Annotated in this window: 16 protein-coding genes and 1 riboswitch; of the genes, 2 read left to right on the top strand and 14 right to left on the bottom strand. The window is 38.1% G+C overall.

Features of this window, described 5'->3' with window-relative positions; translation table 11 throughout:
• Positions 1–33 precede the first annotated feature (33 nt).
• The 6 genes from IGI38_RS05240 to IGI38_RS05215 form a co-directional block, all read right to left on the bottom strand.
• On the bottom strand, positions 34–219 hold the full coding sequence (locus IGI38_RS05240; protein ID WP_438727545.1) for a hypothetical protein: 186 nt from the start codon (positions 217–219) through the stop codon (positions 34–36).
• A gap of 191 nt (positions 220–410) precedes the next feature.
• Positions 411–1,706 carry an adenylosuccinate lyase gene (purB, locus tag IGI38_RS05235; RefSeq protein WP_438727542.1) on the bottom strand — a complete coding sequence of 432 codons (1,296 nt, stop codon included), beginning with the start codon at positions 1,704–1,706 and terminating at the stop codon, positions 411–413.
• Between the two features lie 74 nt (positions 1,707–1,780).
• On the bottom strand, positions 1,781–2,902 hold the full coding sequence (gene purK / locus IGI38_RS05230; protein WP_438730315.1) for a 5-(carboxyamino)imidazole ribonucleotide synthase: 1,122 nt from the start codon (positions 2,900–2,902) through the stop codon (positions 1,781–1,783).
• Complete coding sequence (gene purE / locus IGI38_RS05225; protein WP_438727539.1) at positions 2,895–3,383, bottom strand: 5-(carboxyamino)imidazole ribonucleotide mutase; 489 nt, start codon at positions 3,381–3,383, stop codon at positions 2,895–2,897. The genes purK and purE overlap by 8 nt, the downstream gene beginning before the upstream one ends.
• 146 nt (positions 3,384–3,529) lie before the next feature.
• Positions 3,530–4,813, bottom strand: a complete 1,284-nt coding sequence (locus tag IGI38_RS05220; RefSeq protein WP_438727536.1) for a nucleobase:cation symporter-2 family protein — start codon at positions 4,811–4,813, stop codon at positions 3,530–3,532.
• A 1-nt stretch (position 4,814) separates the two neighbouring features.
• The gene (locus IGI38_RS05215; protein ID WP_438727533.1) at positions 4,815–5,396 is read right to left on the bottom strand and encodes a xanthine phosphoribosyltransferase; all 582 of its coding nucleotides are present in this window, start codon (positions 5,394–5,396) and stop codon (positions 4,815–4,817) included.
• Positions 5,397–5,478: 82 nt separating this feature from the next.
• Positions 5,479–5,576, bottom strand: a riboswitch (purine riboswitch).
• A 246-nt stretch (positions 5,577–5,822) separates the two neighbouring features.
• Here IGI38_RS05215 and IGI38_RS05210 point away from each other — a divergent pair.
• Positions 5,823–6,740: a CorA family divalent cation transporter gene (locus IGI38_RS05210; RefSeq protein WP_438727531.1), complete on the top strand. Its 918-nt coding sequence runs from the start codon at positions 5,823–5,825 to the stop codon at positions 6,738–6,740.
• A gap of 275 nt (positions 6,741–7,015) precedes the next feature.
• Here IGI38_RS05210 and tdcB read toward each other — a convergent pair whose 3' ends face one another.
• The 6 genes from tdcB to clpB all read right to left on the bottom strand — a co-directional run bounded on the left by tdcB (position 7,016) and on the right by clpB (position 14,883).
• On the bottom strand, positions 7,016–8,023 hold the full coding sequence (tdcB, locus tag IGI38_RS05205; RefSeq protein WP_438727528.1) for a bifunctional threonine ammonia-lyase/L-serine ammonia-lyase TdcB: 1,008 nt from the start codon (positions 8,021–8,023) through the stop codon (positions 7,016–7,018).
• Entirely contained in the window at positions 8,023–9,132 is a 1,110-nt protein-coding gene (ald, locus tag IGI38_RS05200) for an alanine dehydrogenase (RefSeq protein ID WP_438727525.1), read from the bottom strand. The genes tdcB and ald overlap by 1 nt, the downstream gene beginning before the upstream one ends.
• A gap of 335 nt (positions 9,133–9,467) precedes the next feature.
• Positions 9,468–9,902 carry a Fur family transcriptional regulator gene (locus IGI38_RS05195; protein WP_438727523.1) on the bottom strand — a complete coding sequence of 145 codons (435 nt, stop codon included), beginning with the start codon at positions 9,900–9,902 and terminating at the stop codon, positions 9,468–9,470.
• Positions 9,903–9,995: 93 nt separating this feature from the next.
• Entirely contained in the window at positions 9,996–10,925 is a 930-nt protein-coding gene (cysK, locus tag IGI38_RS05190; RefSeq protein WP_438727521.1) for a cysteine synthase A, read from the bottom strand.
• A 212-nt stretch (positions 10,926–11,137) separates the two neighbouring features.
• Positions 11,138–11,998, bottom strand: coding sequence for a glucosaminidase domain-containing protein (locus tag IGI38_RS05185; protein WP_438727518.1), 861 nt, complete (start codon positions 11,996–11,998; stop codon positions 11,138–11,140).
• A gap of 281 nt (positions 11,999–12,279) precedes the next feature.
• Positions 12,280–14,883 carry an ATP-dependent chaperone ClpB gene (gene clpB / locus IGI38_RS05180; protein WP_438727516.1) on the bottom strand — a complete coding sequence of 868 codons (2,604 nt, stop codon included), beginning with the start codon at positions 14,881–14,883 and terminating at the stop codon, positions 12,280–12,282.
• Between the two features lie 157 nt (positions 14,884–15,040).
• Between clpB and IGI38_RS05175 the strand changes: the two genes are divergently transcribed.
• A complete protein-coding gene (locus IGI38_RS05175; RefSeq protein ID WP_438727513.1) occupies positions 15,041–16,051 on the top strand; it encodes a zinc-binding alcohol dehydrogenase family protein in 1,011 nt (336 codons plus the stop codon).
• Positions 16,052–16,115: 64 nt separating this feature from the next.
• On the opposite strand, the gene IGI38_RS05170 is transcribed toward IGI38_RS05175, so the two are convergent.
• Together IGI38_RS05170 and pepT are read right to left on the bottom strand one after the other, a co-directional pair.
• Positions 16,116–17,150, bottom strand: coding sequence for a lysylphosphatidylglycerol synthase transmembrane domain-containing protein (locus IGI38_RS05170; RefSeq protein WP_438727510.1), 1,035 nt, complete (start codon positions 17,148–17,150; stop codon positions 16,116–16,118).
• 101 nt (positions 17,151–17,251) lie between these two features.
• A complete protein-coding gene (gene pepT, locus IGI38_RS05165; protein WP_438727507.1) occupies positions 17,252–18,481 on the bottom strand; it encodes a peptidase T in 1,230 nt (409 codons plus the stop codon).
• Positions 18,482–18,498 lie beyond the last annotated feature (17 nt).

Here is an 18,498-nt window from a genome sequence, read left to right as displayed (position 1 = left end):
ATAGTTCTTTTCAGGATAGTCATCATGAATCGTTCAAATGAACTTGGCTAATGCCATGTTTTCTAGCGTTCTTTCACTATAAGGATACTTTATCCAGCGTAGATATGCAGAACGAGTGACGTTCATGATTTTGCACATTGGCAAGACGGCATAGTCTTTTTCTTTGTGAAGTTCTTTGATAGCTTCATAAGCAACGATCTTTCTGACTTGTCCTAGCAAGCCCTTCTTTCTAATTCCTTTACTTTTTTTAATAGATCAATTTCCATCTGTTGGTATTTTACTTGTTCTTCAAATTGAGCGATTTTTATTTGTGCTTCTTCTTTTTCCCATAATAAATACCCCTAACTAGGACTTCATTATTTCTTTGTCCTAGTTAGGGGTAGCTTATCAGCTTGGCAAGAGGTCTTTTTCTACTCGATTCCTACTCGTTTAAAAACTTTGTCTACGTTTTTCAAATGATAATTATAGTCAAACGCATCATCTAGATCCTTGGTTGATAAAACATTGGTAATTTTTTCGTCTTCTTCCAGCAATGGACGGAATGGCATCTGATTATCCCAAGCATATGCCGTTTTAGGCTGAACTAGATCATACGCTTCTTCACGTGTCATTCCTTTATCGATTAATTTCAGCATCACACGTTGACTATAAATCAGACCAAAAGTTGCCTGCATATTACGTTTCATGTTTTCTGGGAAGACCGTCAAGTTCTTTACGATATTACTAAAACGATATAGCATATAATCTACTAAAATCGTTGTATCTGGTGTAATAATGCGTTCGGCTGATGAATGAGAAATATCACGTTCATGCCACAAAGATACATCTTCAAATGCCGTGATTAAATGGCCGCGTACCACACGAGCTAATCCAGTCATATTTTCAGAACCGATTGGATTGCGCTTATGAGGCATCGCTGATGAACCTTTCTGACCTTTAGCAAAAAATTCTTCAACTTCGCGGGTTTCAGATTTTTGCAACCCACGAATTTCAGTCGCAAAACGCTCAATCGAAGTGGCAATTAAAGCAAGACTTGAGAAATACTCTGCATGCAAGTCTCTAGGTAAAACTTGTGTCGAAATTTCTTGTGGGCGAATGCCTAGTTTTTCGCAAACGAATTCTTCGACAAACGGCGGAATATTAGCAAATGTCCCCACTGCTCCTGAGATTTTTCCGGCTTCAACACCTTTAGCTGCATGTTCAAAACGCTCAATATTGCGTTTCATTTCTGAATACCAAGTTGCTAGTTTCAAACCAAAAGTTGTTGGTTCGGCATGAACACCATGTGTTCGACCCATCATCACAGTATTTTTATGTTCTTTCGCCTTTTCGCCGATAATCGTTAAAAAGTCTTGCAGGTCTTGACGCAAGATATCATTCGCTTGCTTATATAGATACCCATAAGCCGTATCAACCACGTCAGTACTCGTTAATCCGTAGTGAACCCATTTGCGTTCCTCGCCCAAAGTTTCAGAAACAGCTCGTGTGAAAGCCACCACATCATGTTTTGTTGATTGTTCGATCTCTAAAATACGGTCGATATCAAATCCAGCATTCGCACGAATTCTTTCTGCATCTGCCTTGGGGATCTCACCTAATTCTGCCCAAGCTTCATCCGCTAAGATTTCGACTTCCAACCATGCTTTATAACGATTTTCATCGCTCCAAATATTTCCCATCTCGGCTCTTGTATATCGAGGTATCATTGTATTCTCCTTTTTCTAAGTAATGCAAGATTTTTCAAAAGTAAAAAACTCTAATTCTTCAAACTTATTTCCATCTAATCCCAAGTTTCTGTCTTTTTAACATCATCTAACGTACGTTGAATACTCTCAGTCAGAATAGTGACATGTCCCATCTTACGACCTTTTTTCGGCATCGATTTGCCATAGTAATGAAAATGCCAATCCGGCCATAAATCAATCAATTCGTAAGTCTTTAACAGGTTTTCACCTAAAACATTAACCATTACTGCATTTGATAATAATTTGGGTTCACTCAAAGGCCAACCGCAGATTCCGCGAATATGCGCATCAAATTGACTCATACTGCAAGCCTCAATCGTGTAATGACCTGAGTTATGTGGTCGTGGAGCAATTTCATTTACGTACAACGCACCCGCTTTTGTAAGAAAGAATTCCACACAAAGGGTACCGACCAAATCCACACCCTGAGCAATCACTTTCGCTATACGAGTTGCTTCTTTTGCTACAGCAGAGTCGATCCCAGCTGGCGCAATCGTTTCATGAAGAATGTTGTTGCGATGAACATTTTCTACTACTGGGAACGTGACATAATCCCCAATATTATTGCCAGCCACTTGGACAGATAATTCTTTTTCAAAAGGAATCCATGCTTCTAAAACACACGTGCCTTGACGCAACAAATTCATAGAAGGTGCCAAATCAGCTGTGCTTTTCAGTACATACTGACCATGTCCATCATAACCGCCGCGAGTTGTTTTTAACACGCAAGGATAACCGATTCCCTCAATAGCATCCTGGATATCCGTTGGGCTGATGATCGTCGCATAGGGAGCAATCACGATATTATTATTTTCCAAAAATGATTTTTCCATCAAACGATCTTGACTGATTGCCAATAAGTCGGTGCCTTGAGGAATATTCGCAAAATGTTGTATATGGTTAATAGTATCAACATCAACATTTTCAAATTCATAAGTAATAACTTGTGACCTGCGAGCCATTTCCTCTAAAGCCATTTGATCATCATAATCAGCCACGATGTGCCAATCCGATACTTGCGCTGCCGGACAATCTTCTGTCGGATCAATAACGCCCGTACGGAAGCCCATCTCTTTTGCACTGATAGCCATCATACGGCCTAATTGTCCTCCGCCTACGATACCAATCGTAGAGCCTGGTTGTAACGATTTAACCAAGTTGCTCACTACTTTCCAATACAGTTTGTGTCATTTTCTGCCGCTTTTTTTCCAAGCGTTCAGTTACTTTTTTATCATACATTGAAAGCATCTGTGCCGCAAGTAGTCCAGCGTTAGTTGCTCCAGCTTTTCCGATAGCTGTAGTAGCAACAGGAACTCCGCCAGGCATTTGCACGATCGACAGTAATGAATCCAACCCATTCAACGCCTTGGATTGAACTGGTACCCCGATAACTGGCAAGGTCGTTTTTGCCGCCACCATCCCCGGTAAATGCGCTGCACCTCCAGCGCCTGCGATAATTACTTTGATTCCTCTTTCACGAGCTTTTTCAGCAAAGTCGAACATTAAGTCTGGTGTTCGATGAGCAGAAACAACACGTTTTTCATATGAAACACCCAATTCATCAAGACTATCGCAAGCATGCTTCATTGTCTCCCAATCTGAGGTACTTCCCATGATAACTGCAACTTCTGGATTCATAATTAGCTCCTTTCATTATTCAAACTTATTTTAGCAAGTCCCATTTGCTAAGTCAAAATCTAATTCGAATATTAATAGATATTTCCACCTCAACGTTCGTGTTTTATCCATTAAAAAAATAAACACAGCTAAAGCCGTGTTTACTTTTAGTTCGTTTCTTTTTTATATCCATGAAATAGCAGGTTCAAGACAATTGCCGATAAACTGCTCATAACAATACCATTACCAGCAAACATTTGAACTGTCTCTGGTAATTTTGAAAACAGCGCTGGCATTGCATTGAAACCTAGTCCAAACCCAATAGAGATAGCGATAATCAATAAATTCTTCTCATTATTGAAATCAACTTTTGATAGCATCTTCATACCTTGAACTGCCACCATACCGAACATTACCAGCATACCACCGCCTAAAACTGGTTCAGGGATAATTTGTGCTAATGCTCCTACCTTTGGAAAAAGTCCTAAAACAATTAAGAAGATGGCCGAAAAGTAGATTGGACGACGCGTTTTAATTCCAGATAATTGGACCAAACCTACATTTTGTGAAAACCCTGTATAAGGGAATGTGTTGAATAAGCCGCCCAAGATAACCGCTAATCCTTCAGCACGATATCCTCGTTTCAAATCGTCTTCCTTCACTTCCTTACCGACAATATCACCTAAAGCAAAGTAAACTCCAGTTGATTCGACCATACTCACGATCGAAATAATGATCATTAATAAAATAGAAAATGGCTCAAACCTTGGTGTTCCAAAATAAAACGGTTGAGGGACATGGAACATCGGGGCATGACCAATAGCGGTTAAATCAACTTGACCTAAAAGTGCCGCAAGAACGGTTCCACCTACTAAACCAACGAGTACTGCAATTGATCGTACAAAACCTCGACCAAATACTTGGACTGCCAGAATCAATATAATCGTTACAAAAGCTAATAATAAGTTCGTAGTGTCACCAAAAGAATTAGCAGCAGCATCTCCACCACCCATTTTTGTGATTGCGACTGGTATCAACGTTAACCCGATCGTCGTAATAACGGTTCCCGTTACGATTGGCGGAAATAGCTTTTCTACCTTGGAAAAAAAGCCTGAGATCAATACAACGAAAACTCCAGCAGCAATAATTGAACCGTATACCGTTCCAACTCCATGTGTTTGTCCAATTAGAATCAGTGGTGCAACCGCTTGGATTGCACAACCTAAAACAACGGGCAACCCGATACCAAAAAATTTATTCACCGTCAGTTGCAATAAAGTCGCAACACCACACATAAAAATATCGATAGAAATCAAATAAGTCATCTGCGCTTCGTTGAATCCTAAACCTGTTCCAATCAAAAGTGGTACCGCTACTGCTCCTGCGTACATCGCTAAAAGGTGCTGTAGGCCTAATACTGCTGATTTGCCATTTCCTGTCTCACTTGTCACTCTATGCGTCCTCCTCGATAAATGTCACTTTACCGTCATGTAAGGAAGAGATTCTAGCTAAAGAGATAACTGGAATATCCATGTCTTCAATCAACTGACGCCCATCTTGGAAAGATTTTTCAATTAAAATCCCAATTCCAGCAACACTAGCTCCAGCTTGTTGACACAGTTCAATCAATCCCTTTGCAGCTTGACCGTTCGCTAAAAAGTCATCGACTAATAAGACATTATCCTCTGCAGAAAGGAATTTACGAGAAATGGAAATAGTACTGGTCATTTGTTTAGTAAATGAATAAACAGAAGCCGTCAATAATTCTTCATCCATTGTTAAGCTTTTAGATTTACGTGCAAAGATCATGGGAACCTCTAGGGCTTGAGCAGCGTAAACGGCTGGAGCAATTCCAGACGCTTCGATTGTTACTACTTTGGTAATCTTCTTGTCAGCAAACACATCTGCTAAACGCTTACCCATCGCATTCATTAATTCAGGATCAACTTGGTGAGTAATGAACTCATCAACTTTTAACACACCTTCACCTAAAATACGGCCATTATCTTTGATACGATCTGTCAATTCTTTCATTATACTCTTCTCCTTTTTCATTTTTTGTCGTTTTTTGATACTACAAAAAACGCACCTCATCTGCAAAGCAAAAAAGATACGCAACCGTACATTTTTTACTTATAGTCTTGCGTTTACGGCACAAGGTAGAAACTGTCATCCATATTATGACGATATATAAGTTCACTTCCAATGAAATTTTCATTGAAGTTTATGAAATATGAAGATTATTATATCAGATACAATTTTTCTGTAAACTAGAATTATTTCAAATGAGAAGAAATATAGTTGAATTAAATGATTGTCTCACTTTTATCGAAATCATTATCTACTATAGGTAGAAAGAAATACTCGCAAGTGGTTCTACAATTCAAAAAATTTGGCAATTAACAGTCCATTTGAGATGATTAGATAAATACTACTATTAACATAAGGAGGTTATTTTCGTTGATTAATTTCTTTTCTATTACAAGTGATGGTGTGCAGAAAAATACTCGTGAAGGAAATTGGTTATCGGTTTCTAATCCCACTGACCGTGAGAAGCAATTACTGCATGAAACTTATGAACTACCTAAAAATTTCTTTTCTCTCGGAGAGAAATATTCCAACGTTTCCTTTTTTAAAAGATATCAAACGGAAGATAAAAAGCCGCTTTGTTTAATGCTCTTTATCGATATTCAGTCCATTGATGAGCCAGAATCACTATCAGCAGCAGTAACTGTCTTTCTATCATCAGATGTTTTGATTACCGTAAGTGAACAGTCGCTGATTAATGAGGTCTTGGACAATTACACATCTGAAATTTTCACTAAAGCAGGTTTGATCCTGCATACTTTGCAAATTATCAATGAACATTATTTAACTTTTCTGCGTAAGCAACGAAAAACAATTGAGGAAATCAGCCAAGGGACCTCCTACGGATCAAACAAGAATATTCTAGAAAAAACTACTCACACTGAAAAAAATTTAGTATATATTGATAATCTACTAAAAGAACAACGCAGAACAATTACACATCTTTTAGATTCTAGCCTAGTCTCCTCTGATCGCGATCTAGCAATTGAGATCGAACTGCAAACAAAACAAGCTACGACTTCAGTTCAAATCTATCGTGAGATGTTAAGTTCTATTAGTGGACTAATTGACAGTATGATGGACAATCGTTTGAATCAATTAATGAAGTTTCTTAATACAGCCTCGCTTTTGCTTGCGCTGCCAACGTTAATTTTCAGCCTATGGGGAATCAACACCGGTGGTTTACTGTGGCGTGATTCCGAGGTTGGTTCAATACTGGTGGTTTTACTAGCCTTTATAGTCTCTATTGTGAGCGGCGTTTATTTATTCAAAAAGGATTATGACGCCTAAGCAGTATTTCATTCCTACTTGTATGTTAAGAAGCGTTTCAACGCTAATTACTTTTCTAATTACGTAACAGTTTATTCTTAAATCGGAGTTTACCATCCATTCTAAAAGATTGAAAAAACAATTACTTAGGTGTTTTGTTTCCATGGTTATTCAAATAGATCTGTCTTAACAAAAAAAGCCGATCGGCCATAAACTTTCGATTACGATAGTTTATAGTCGTTCGGCTTTTTTGTTAAGTTTTTTCCTAAAAAGCATCAGATTTAGTTATCGTTCAGCTACTTCAATTCGTTGGCGACTGAGAAATGTCCGATAACATCAGTGATACGATTCAAGTCAACGTTTCCGCCAGATACGACAGCAACGACTTTTTTACCCTTCACATAGTTATCCACTTTACCAGAAAGAATAGCTGCTGTAGCCAATGCACCAGCACCCTCCACAACGATTTTTGTCCGTTGGATCAAATCTTTCATGGCAAGTTCAATTTCTTGTTCAGAAACAGTTACCATATCATCTACTAATTCTTCAACTACTTCAAACGTAAGATTCCCCGGAAATTCTACCGCACAGCCGTCAGCAATCGTCGCAGCTTTTTTGTATCCTACTTTATGACCAGCACGGAAAGAAGCCGTCATACCGTGGATATTATCAGCTTGAACACCAATAATGTTGATGTTCGGATTGAAAGTCTTCATTGCGACAGCAATTCCAGCAATCAGTCCGCCACCACCAACAGGAACGATAACCGTATCAACATCCCAGATTGAATCTAAAATTTCAAGACCAATCGTTCCTTGGCCCGCCATTACAAATTCATCATCGTAAGGAGGAATATATGTTACACCCGTTTCTTCAACGATTTTTTCGCAATAAGCTTTCGCATCATCAAAACCAGAGCCATGAAGAATAACTTTAGAGCCGTAACCTTCTGTTGCTTCAACTTTCGCCTTTGGTGCGGTTTCAGGCATAACTATTGTACTTTCAATTCCTAATAATTTAGAAGTTAAAGCTACACCTTGCGCGTGATTTCCAGCAGAAACGGCAATGACACCTTTATCTTTTTCCGCTTGTGTTAAATGAGCGATTTTATTGAACGCACCACGGAATTTGAATGAACCAGTTAATTGCATATTTTCCAATTTCAAGAATACTTGACCGCCCGTTTGAGCAGTCAGAAACATTGATTGAATCAATGGTGTTACACGACCGTATTGTTTAACAACATTCTTTGCCTCATGAATATCTTCAATAGATACAGGTAACTTTGTCATTGTGTCAGTCATTACAGAACATCTCCTACTTCGGTATAAGTAACATCGATTGAATCTGCTAAAGCTTTAGAAACGACTTTGCCATTGTATACACTCAAACCTGATACTAATGATTCATCAGACTTCAATGCCTCATCTAATCCTTTCACACTAACATCTTTAAGAAATGAAATATTTCCTTTAGCTAATGCGATCGTTGCTGTTCTTGGTGTAGCACCTGGCATATTAGGTACAGCGTAGTGGATAACTCCGTGCTTAGTAAAGACAGGATCAGCATGATTCGTTGGTTTGTCAATTGTTTCAACTGTTCCGCCTTGGTCAATAGCAATATCCACGATCACAGAACCGGGCTTCATTGATTCAACCATATATTCCTTAACCAATTTTGGTGGTTTAGCTCCTGGAATTAGAACAGTCGAAATGAATACATCCGCTTCTTTAATTTTTTCTTCTAAGTTTTCAGTATTTGAAACGATCACGTCTACATTATGGTCTTTGTAGCGATCTTGTAATTGTTTGATACGGTTTTCATTCACTTCAAGAATAATTACACGACAACCAATGCCAACTGCCATATCCGCTGCATTTTCAGCTGCGTTACCACCGCCTAAGATGACAACTGTTCCGGCTTCGACTCCATCGATTCCTGGAAGCAAGATTCCTTCGCCGCCATGTTGTTTTTCTAAATAGTATTGACCTAGGTTAACTGCACGACGCCCAGCGATCGCACTCATCGGTTTTAATAATTCTAAAACACCATTGATTGAAATATTTTCGCCAGATAAAGCCGTTACACCAACTTCCATCATTTTTTCGACACAAGCTTTATTTGCAGCTAAATGTAAGAAGCCCCAAATAATTTGTCCCTTTTTGAAATAGTGATATTCGCTTTCCATTGGTTCTTTAACTTTTACAATTAGATCAGCATTCCAAGCAGTATCAGTATCGACAATTTTACCACCTGCTTCTACATATTGTTCATTAGTAAAACCTGAACCAGCACCAGCATTATCATCAACTAGTACTTCATTTCCTGCCTCTACTAAAATCTTAACGTTTTCAGGTGTCATGCCTACACGTGCCTCACCTTGTTTTGGATCTTTAATTACGCCAATTTTCACGGTAAATCACTCCTATAGAATTATTATCGAAGTTCTTTAACTTCGGAACAAGTTTAATATATCACAATGCTTTTTTTAAGCAACGATCGTGCTTGAAGTGTTATTGATATCTCATATATTTTGAATGTGTCTTCATTTAACTAAAAAAAAATATCTAAAAACGCTGCAATAACAGCATTATTAGATAAGAATACTTTCATTTTAGTTTTATATATTCTCTTCAAAAAGTTCTTTTAATAAAAATCAGTGCAAACGTTGTTATATTTTTATGTGATTTCTCTCATTAGCTAAAACGGGATTTCTGTTATCTTAAATGAAAATAAAAAGCTGAGGAATTATTCCTCAGCTTTTTGGCAATCTGGACATAAGCCATATACTTCTAAACGATGCTTATTGATTTGGTAACCAGTTAGTTTGCTAGATGCCATTTCAACATCTTCCAAGCCAGGGTAGAAAAAGTCAACGATTTTTCCACACTCTGTACAAATTGCATGGTAGTGCTGTTGATTCGTAAAATCAAACCGACTTGCTGCATCACCATAATTCATCTCTTGCACAATTCCGATCTCAACGAATTTCCTCAAATTGTTGTATACGGTAGCCACACTCATATTCGGAAAGCGGCTTTCTAATGAACGAAAAATTTCATCAGCTGTTGGATGATTACGGTACTGGATCAAATACTCTAAAATGGCATAACGCTGTGGCGTAATCCTGACTCCGCCGGCCTTCAATTCTTTGACCGCTCGATCGACTGCCTCATTTACCATATAAGCCCCTCCTATTTGTATTCTATATTAAAATGATACTATTATCTGAGGGGAAATACTAGCTGGATTCAAAAATTAATGTTTTTCATAAACTTATTGGTTAAATTGGAATAACTCAGTAGACAGGTAGCGTTCACCGTTGTCTGGTAATAAAACCAATACTTTTTGATCCGAATTCATTTTTTTGGCTACTTCTATCGCCGCAAATAGTGCAGCTCCAGAAGAAACTCCTACTAGAATCCCTTCTTTTTTCGCAATTTCTCGTGCAGTTTCCATCGCGTCACTAGCATTTACAGGCAATACAGCATCGTAAATATTAGTATTTAAAATACTTGGAACAAACCCTGCACCGATCCCTTGTATTTTGTGCGGTCCTGGTTGACCGCCTTCTAAAACAGGTGACTCTTCTGGCTCTACAGCATATATTTTGATATCTGAATACATACGCTTCAATTCATTTCCTACACCGGTAATAGTACCACCAGTACCAACTCCAGCTACAAAGGCGTCTAAACCATTTTTTTCAAAAGCATTAACGATCTCTTTAGCTGTCGTTTCTTCATGAACTTTGGGATTAGCCGGATTATCAAATTGTTCCGGTACAAATCCAGCATTTTCTTCTGCAAGCTGATTGGCTTTTGCAATTGCACCCTTCATTCCATCTGGACCAGGCGTTAAAACTAAATTGGCTCCATAGGCTTGCATCAATTTACGACGTTCAACACTCATTGTTTCAGGCATAACTAAAGTCACAGGATATCCTTTTGCAGCACCCACCATTGCTAAACCAATCCCCGTATTTCCTGAGGTTGGTTCAATAATTGTCATTCCAGGTTTTAACTTACCAGTCTTTTCTGCATCTTCAATCATCCTTAATGCAATCCGATCTTTTACACTACCGCCAGGATTAAATGATTCTACTTTGACATAAATCTGTGCCATATCCTCTGCTGCCATACGTCCAAGTTTTACGATAGGTGTTTCGCCAATTGTCTCTAAAATTGAATTATAAATTTTTGTCATTTTCCCTCGCTCCATTTCTTACCTTATGTAAGTTATCTTAACGAATAATGAGAAAAGATGCGAGAATTTCGACTTTTAAAAACTTATATAGGCATTTCTCTCGCTCATTAAACTAAAAATGATTTGCTCAAGATATACTATAGGATCGTTTTTACCGAAAGAATAATGTTGGACGACAAAAAGATGGAGCAATTTGCTCCATCTTTAAAAAGCTAAATGACGATTGTGTCTCCTGGCATAATCGTTGTATCAGAACTCCAGCCATTATCTGCCAATAATTGATTGACACTAATCCCGAATTTTTCAGCGATTCCCCAGATTGAATCTCCTGATTGAACCGTATAGGATTGACCACTTGATTGTGATGTCGAAGAATCCGCCTGCGCTGTTTGATCAACGGTAGACTGAGCTTGATCTGTCGCCTGCACCGCTGTACCCGCTCCCGGTGTATCAAAACGAGTTAAGTTATATGTTTGAATCAAAGAGATCAACTTACTGGCATAGCTTGGATCTGTTGCATAGCGACCTGTTAAGTATACAGCTGCATCCTGATAACTGTTTGTGTGGCTTTTCCAAGCACCCGCATAATAAGAACTAGCTAGCAGACTAGCATGCGCTTGAAAGGATTCGGCATAGCTACTATAAACAGCAAACGGTTCGTTCATAGTTACCCACTGTCCATTTAAATATTCCTGCGTGCTCATGGTTACCGAAGAACCGCCATTATACTCCTTTACACCAAATAAATTATAATAAGGTGCAGCAGACAATTGAGATGTTCCAAAGCCTGTTTCAACCAATGCTTGAGCCACCATAATTGATGCATAAAGATCACTTGATGCTGAAACTTGCATTGCTGAAGCACCCAATTGTTCAATGAACGCTGATTGATTTTGAGCTTGACCAGTTTCTGCAGCACTGGCCTTTACCGTATTCATGGTCAAAACAGCTGGTGAAAGAATCATTGCCGTTCCTAATAAAGGCACTGTTCTTTTCGCTACCTTCATACGTTTTTCTTTTTGTTGCGTTCTTATATAATTGTATTTTTCAGTACGGGTTTTAAATTGGTTCATTATATACCTCCAAGAAACCTTTACAGAGCTCTTCATTTTTAATTACTATAAAAGTATAATCCAAGAACAATTAACAAACAATTTAAACATCACAAATTCACTAATTTGTCATTACTTCGTAACATGCGTAATGAAAAAGTTGTTATGTTTTACTTTTAAAGGGCTTGATTTTTTTGTATCTACCTTATTTCTATGGAAATAAAAAAATAGTGGAACAGCTTTTAGAAAATTCCCGCTGGCCCACTATTAATTTTGAATCACTTTAAGTTTACATAATTTTTTTATGCGTCCGTTGATTGATTTTGAAACACTAGTTGATCTTCGAATAATTCGATTGAAACTTTTGTTTTTGGCATTACCCGCCCAGCGATGATTTCTTTCGCTAATGGTGTTTCTACTTCCCTTGTGATAAACCGTTTCAAAGGTCGTGCACCATATTGTGGTTCGTATGCCTTTTCTGCAATCCAGCTCTTTGCATCTTCTGTAATATCTAATTGGATTTCTTGTTCTTCCAATCGGTGAGACAAATGTTGTACAATTTTTTCAACGATCGCCTTCACATCCTCCAAACTCAACGGAGTAAATAGGATCGTATCATCGATTCGATTCAAAAATTCTGGTTTAAAATGCCCTCGCAACATACTTAAAACTTGTTCTTTCGTTGTTTCTGGAATTTCTCCTTCGGTGGTCACACCATCCAATAATACTTGCGATCCGATATTACTAGTCATGATCAATACCGTATTTTTGAAATCAACTAAACGTCCTTTAGAATCAGTCAAACGACCATCATCTAATACCTGCAATAGAATATTGAACACATCAGGATGGGCTTTTTCAATTTCGTCTAACAAAATAATCGTATACGGATTTCGACGAACCGCTTCCGTCAGTTGCCCGCCTTCTTCATAACCGACATAACCAGGAGGCGCTCCTACAAGTCGCGACACAGAGTGTTTTTCCATGTACTCACTCATATCGATCCGCACCATATGATCTTCTGAATCAAATAGGTTCTCTGCTAAAGCCTTTGCTAATTCGGTTTTACCAACACCAGTGGGGCCTAAAAATAGAAAGGAGCCTAACGGACGATTCGGATCTTGAAGACCTGCACGCGAACGTAATACAGCATCACTTACAGCATCTACCGCTTCATTTTGCCCGATCACGCGTTTATGCAACGTGCGATTCAAGCCCAACAGTTTTTCCCGTTCTCCCTCAACTAATTTAGTTACGGGAATACCTGTCAATCGTCCGACAACTTGTGCGATTTCATTTTCCGTCACGGATTCTTGAACCATTTTGATGTCACTCTTTTGGTTCTTTTCCTCCAATTCAGTTAACTCTTTTTCTAGGTTAGGAATCGTTCCATGACGAAGAACCGCAGCTCGTTCCAAATCATAATTATTTTCTGCATCTTCCAATTCATGCTTAGCCTGATCAATTTCCGCCCGTTTATTTGAAACGACGTTAACTTCTTCTTTTTCTGTTTCCCATTGCAGTTTCATCGCATTGGTTTCTTCTCGAAGATCCGCCAGTTCCTCTTGTAAATTTTCCAAACGTTTCTTGCTTGCATCGTCGCTTTCCTTTTTTAGAGCAGCCTCTTCGATTTCTAACTGCATCAAACGACGCGTCACTTGGTCAAGTTCTGTCGGCATCGAATTCATTTCTACTCGAATACTGGCACTCGCTTCATCAACCAAATCGATCGCTTTATCTGGTAAGAAACGATCCGAAATATAGCGATCTGATAGTGTAGCCGCTGCTACTAGAGCATTATCATGAATATTTACCCCGTGATGTATTTCAAAACGTTCCTTCAATCCACGTAAAATACTGATAGTGTCTTCAACAGTTGGCTCTTTTACTAAGACTTTTTGAAAGCGGCGTTCTAACGCTTTATCCTTTTCCATATATTGACGGTATTCATCTAATGTTGTGGCACCAATCAAATGCAGTTCGCCGCGAGCTAACATTGGTTTTAAGATATTTCCGGCATCCATGCTACCTTCTGTTTTTCCCGCACCAACGATATTGTGGATTTCGTCAATAAACAGTAAAATTCTACCGTCTGATTTCTTCACTTCTTTCAAAACTGCCTTTAAACGTTCTTCAAATTCACCACGGAATTTAGCACCAGCGATCAGTGAACCCATGTCCAAGGAAAAAACAGTTTTATCTTTTAAGTTTTCTGGAACATCTTTTCGTACGATCCGTTGTGCTAATCCTTCAACGATAGCAGTTTTACCAACACCAGGTTCACCAATCAAAACGGGATTATTTTTAGTTTTTCGTGAAAGAATTCGAATCACATCGCGAATTTCTTCGTCGCGACCAATAATCGGATCTTGCTTCCCATTTTTGACTTGTTGAACTAGATCAACACCGTATTTTTCTAATGCTTTATAGGTTTCTTCTTGATTTTGCGAGGTCACTCGATCCCCTCCTCGTATATCTTCAATATTCTTTTGTACCTCTTTTTCATTTAATCCTTGTTGATTCAAATATTTTGTCAAGGAATAATTTTTTAATTTCATTAACGCCAAGAGGACGATTTCCGTTGATAAGAAATCATCTTGAAATTTTTCACGCAATTTATCCGCTTCGTTTAATAAATTGAATAGATTTTGGCTGAGGTTTTGACCATATTGGACATTACCTCCACTAACTGTTGGATAGCCTTCCAACGCTTTATCTACTTCGTGTTCAAATTGATCAACATCAATACCAGCGTCTACATAAAAATTTCGACCAAAGTGATTAGGCTGTAAAAATATCTTCCATACATGGGCGATATCGATTTCTTGATGATGCCTTGTAACCGCAATCTGCTGCGCCTCAGCGATCGCTTCTTGTAAAGTTGTCGTCATTTTTTCGATATTCATAAACATACCTCCGACATAATTAATAGTTTACAAACATTAGTATATAACGTTGGTCAGTTAAGGTCAAACAATAAACTCATCAAAATCAAAGTTTATTATTATGAAGAAAAACAAAATAATGCTACAATTCTCTCATTACTAGAAAGAGAGTGATTCAATGATTTCTCGTGTGATTGGGTTCGAAAAAGGGTTTCACCTTTCGAACGGAAACCATTTTGAAACCTATGAAGTGATGCTTCCTAAATTAAATAAATTTGATCTTGTCGTAAAGAATATGGCGGTTTCCATTAACCCAGTAGATACAAAATTGAGACAAAGCGGTAAAGGAACACCTCAACCCCATGTACTAGGCTTTGACAGTGTTGGTATCGTGACTCACTTGGGCAGCGAGGTTAAAAATATTGAAGTTGGCGATCGAGTTCTTTTCGCTGGCACTACTAAAAGATTTGGCAGTTATAGTGAAAATCAAGTTATCGATTCTCGTATCGTCGCAAAGTTAACAAGCGGAATTTCTACGGACGAGGCAGCCGCAATGCCATTAACCTTTATTACGGCATACGAAATGCTGTTTGAAAAAATGGGCTTAACTCCCGAAGAAGGGAAAAATGAAGGAACATTACTGATTATCAACGGAGCTGGCGGCGTCGGATCGGTGTCCACTCAATTAGCTAAGTGGGCTGGACTAACAGTGATTACTACCGCATCACGTAAAGAAAGCAAGGTTTGGTCAAAGAAAATGGGCGCTGACCATATCATTGATCACCATAAAGATTTGACTAAACAACTAAAACGGATTGGTTATCCTACTTTGCCCTATATTTTGATTCTCCACTCTACAGATCACTATTTTGAAGAAATGAGTGATTTACTAGAACCTTTTGGACATCTTGGGTCGATCGTAGAATCAAATAAAGATCTTGACCTAGCTAAATTAAAAAACAAGTCGGGCAGTTTTGACTGGGAATATATGTTTGCAAAAACCGATTATGACTTTAATCTAAACTCACAGGGAGCCATCTTAGAACTGCTTGTTCGCTTGTTACAAGAGAAAAAAATTCAAAGTACATTAACAAAAATCATTCCAGGTTTCTCTCCAGAGGTTTTTTACCAAGCACATCAATTCGTCGAAGAAGATAAAATGATTGGAAAACTGGTCGTTCATTATTAATGAGTACTATCAATCAACTTTAGTTTTTTACGAAAAGTTGGACAAAAAAAAGAAGTTAACGAAATTAATCGTTCACTTCTTTTTTTGCTTCTTTAATTTCATGATTAATCTGACGCTGTTTGTTAAACAGGACATAAACCATCCCAACTAGAAATGGTAATAAGTAAGTCGCATAGCGGTAAAGCAGCAATGAAGAAACAGCATCAACCTTTCCAACAACATTCCTAAATAAGAGTACATAGACAAATTCGAAACCGCCAATTCCTCCAGGCGCTGGCAAAATACCCCCTAAAATTACAGTAAAACTGATCAAAGCGACTGTTAACCATAGATCAATGTCAGGATAATCCTGTACCAGAATGAAGAATGGCAAAGCGTACCAAACAACCAATTTTGCCATATTCGAGCAAAACACACGAATAACTGCATGGCGATCACGAATAAATGTTTTGATCGCTCCACGCAGAGAATAAACTTGATTATTCACTTGGTCAACAATATCTCGTAACTTTTGACTTTTAAATATTCGATTACAGATAATAACCAATACCACCTGGGCATTAATATTCAAACTCAAAACTAATAACATCGAAATGATCAGTAATGTCACGAGAATCCCCGCAAGAACTAAAAAAATTCCATTTGCTATGTGTTTTTGAATCGCATCACTTTTCACGATCAAAAAGAACAATGCCCAAATCATCAATGCTATTTTGTATGTAACCATTCGTAAAGCACTTGTCCCTGTTCCCTCTGAATACCTCAAATCTTTTTTATGATAATAGATCACTTCAGAGACGATCGAACCTGTTCCAAAAGTAATCACTCGATAAAAAGTCGCATATGCCGACGCGAAAAAACCATCACGAATAGTAAACTCCGGATTAAACTCACCAGCAATATTTTTGATAGTGTACCCCTCAATTATTTGACTGATCAATCCCAATACTGTAACACCTAAAAGCACCGGTAAAGAGGTTCTGCCAAGTTCAGTAAAAATATCGCTTAAAGAGTCGCGAATCACAAAAACTATTACACCGATCATAACAACAAATAGTAAAATATTTAGAATCAATTTACGATTGATTGAAAACTTCATTTTTTAGCCTCATTTTTTTCTTTATTGCTATAGCCTACCACATGCGAATGCGCAAAAAAAGAAAAAGCTTCAAGTTTCCTCAAAGCTTTTTCAGAAAAAAATTATTTAGCGTTGTTTTCAATAATCCTCACAATCACATCAACAGCCTTTTCCATGGTCTGTAATGAAACAAATTCAAAACGTCCATGCATATTTTCAGCACCTGCAAAAATGTTTGGTGTAGGAATACCCATAAATGAGATCTTAGAACCATCAGTACCACCCCGAATCGGTTCGATAATTGGCGTAACACCAACTTCTTCCATCGCTCCTTTTGCCAAATCGATGACACTCATATCTTTTTCGATGACTTCTCCCATGTTGTAGTATTGATCATACATGTTGATTTCTACACGCTCTTGATCAAAATTACTGTTCATTATCGCTTGGATATCTGTAATCATTTTTTTACGTTCTTCAAATTTTTCACGATCATGATCACGAATAATATAAGTCATTTTAGCTTCTTCTACATTTCCGTCTAACGCCAACAAATGATAAAAACCTTGACGCCCATCAGTTTTTTCTGGACGCTCGTCTTCTGGTAATTGATTATGAAAATCAATCGCCATTTGCAAAGCGTTGATCATAGTATTTTTAGCTGTTCCTGGGTGAACATTTTTACCATGCATCGTTATTTCTGCTTGAGCAGCACTGAAAGTTTCATATTGTAATTCGCCGATCGGTCCGCCATCCATTGTGTAAGCAAAATCTGCATTAAACTCTTTAACATCAAATTTATCAGCACCGATACCGATTTCTTCATCCGGACCAAAACCAACACGCACTTCCCCGTGTTTGATTTCAGGATGACCGATCAAGTATTCCATCGCTGTCATAATTTCAGCGATCCCAGATTTGTCATCTGAACCAAGCAATGTCGACCCATCTGTAGTGATCAATGTTTGACCAGCGTAATTCTTTAGATTAGGAAAATCCTTTACATTCAATGTATATTTTCCATCTGTATCCAATTTGATCGTAGATTCACCATCATAATTTTCAACAATTTGCGGATTGACACCTTCAGCATTGAAGTCTGCTGTATCCATGTGAGAGATAAAACCGACAGTCCGCGTTTCTTTGTCAAGATTGCTTGGCAAAGTCGCAATCACATAACCGTTTTTTTCATTATAAGTAATATCCTGCATGCCGATTTTTTCTAATTCTTTCATCAGCTCATGAGCAAAAGCTACCTGTGTTTGAGTTGTGGGTGTTGTGGTGCTTGTCGCATCAGAACGAGTTTCTGTCTTAACATAATCTAAAAAACGCGGTAATAAATTTTCGTACATCTTACTCTCTCCTTTAA

Source organism: Enterococcus sp. AZ128 (assembly GCF_051714485.1).
Classification (GTDB): domain Bacteria; phylum Bacillota; class Bacilli; order Lactobacillales; family Enterococcaceae; genus Enterococcus_A.
This window is presented reverse-complemented; position numbering and strand designations above follow the sequence as displayed.

Bases quoted from the DNA above. Each gene is read 5' to 3' on its own strand.
- IGI38_RS05175 (WP_438727513.1), top strand. From the start codon at position 15,041: ATGATTTCTCGTGTGATTGGGTTCGAAAAAGGGTTTCACCTTTCGAAC.
- IGI38_RS05195 (WP_438727523.1), bottom strand. From the start codon at position 9,902: ATGGTAAATGAGGCAGTCGATCGAGCGGTCAAAGAATTGAAGGCCGGC.
- tdcB (WP_438727528.1), bottom strand. From the start codon at position 8,023: ATGACTGACACAATGACAAAGTTACCTGTATCTATTGAAGATATTCAT.
- clpB (WP_438727516.1), bottom strand. From the start codon at position 14,883: ATGAATATCGAAAAAATGACGACAACTTTACAAGAAGCGATCGCTGAG.
- purE (WP_438727539.1), bottom strand. From the start codon at position 3,383: ATGAATCCAGAAGTTGCAGTTATCATGGGAAGTACCTCAGATTGGGAG.
- pepT (WP_438727507.1), bottom strand. From the start codon at position 18,481: ATGTACGAAAATTTATTACCGCGTTTTTTAGATTATGTTAAGACAGAA.
- purB (WP_438727542.1), bottom strand. From the start codon at position 1,706: ATGATACCTCGATATACAAGAGCCGAGATGGGAAATATTTGGAGCGAT.
- IGI38_RS05215 (WP_438727533.1), bottom strand. From the start codon at position 5,396: ATGAAAGAATTGACAGATCGTATCAAAGATAATGGCCGTATTTTAGGT.
- cysK (WP_438727521.1), bottom strand. From the start codon at position 10,925: ATGACAAAAATTTATAATTCAATTTTAGAGACAATTGGCGAAACACCT.
- IGI38_RS05170 (WP_438727510.1), bottom strand. From the start codon at position 17,150: ATGAAGTTTTCAATCAATCGTAAATTGATTCTAAATATTTTACTATTT.
- IGI38_RS05185 (WP_438727518.1), bottom strand. From the start codon at position 11,998: ATGAACCAATTTAAAACCCGTACTGAAAAATACAATTATATAAGAACG.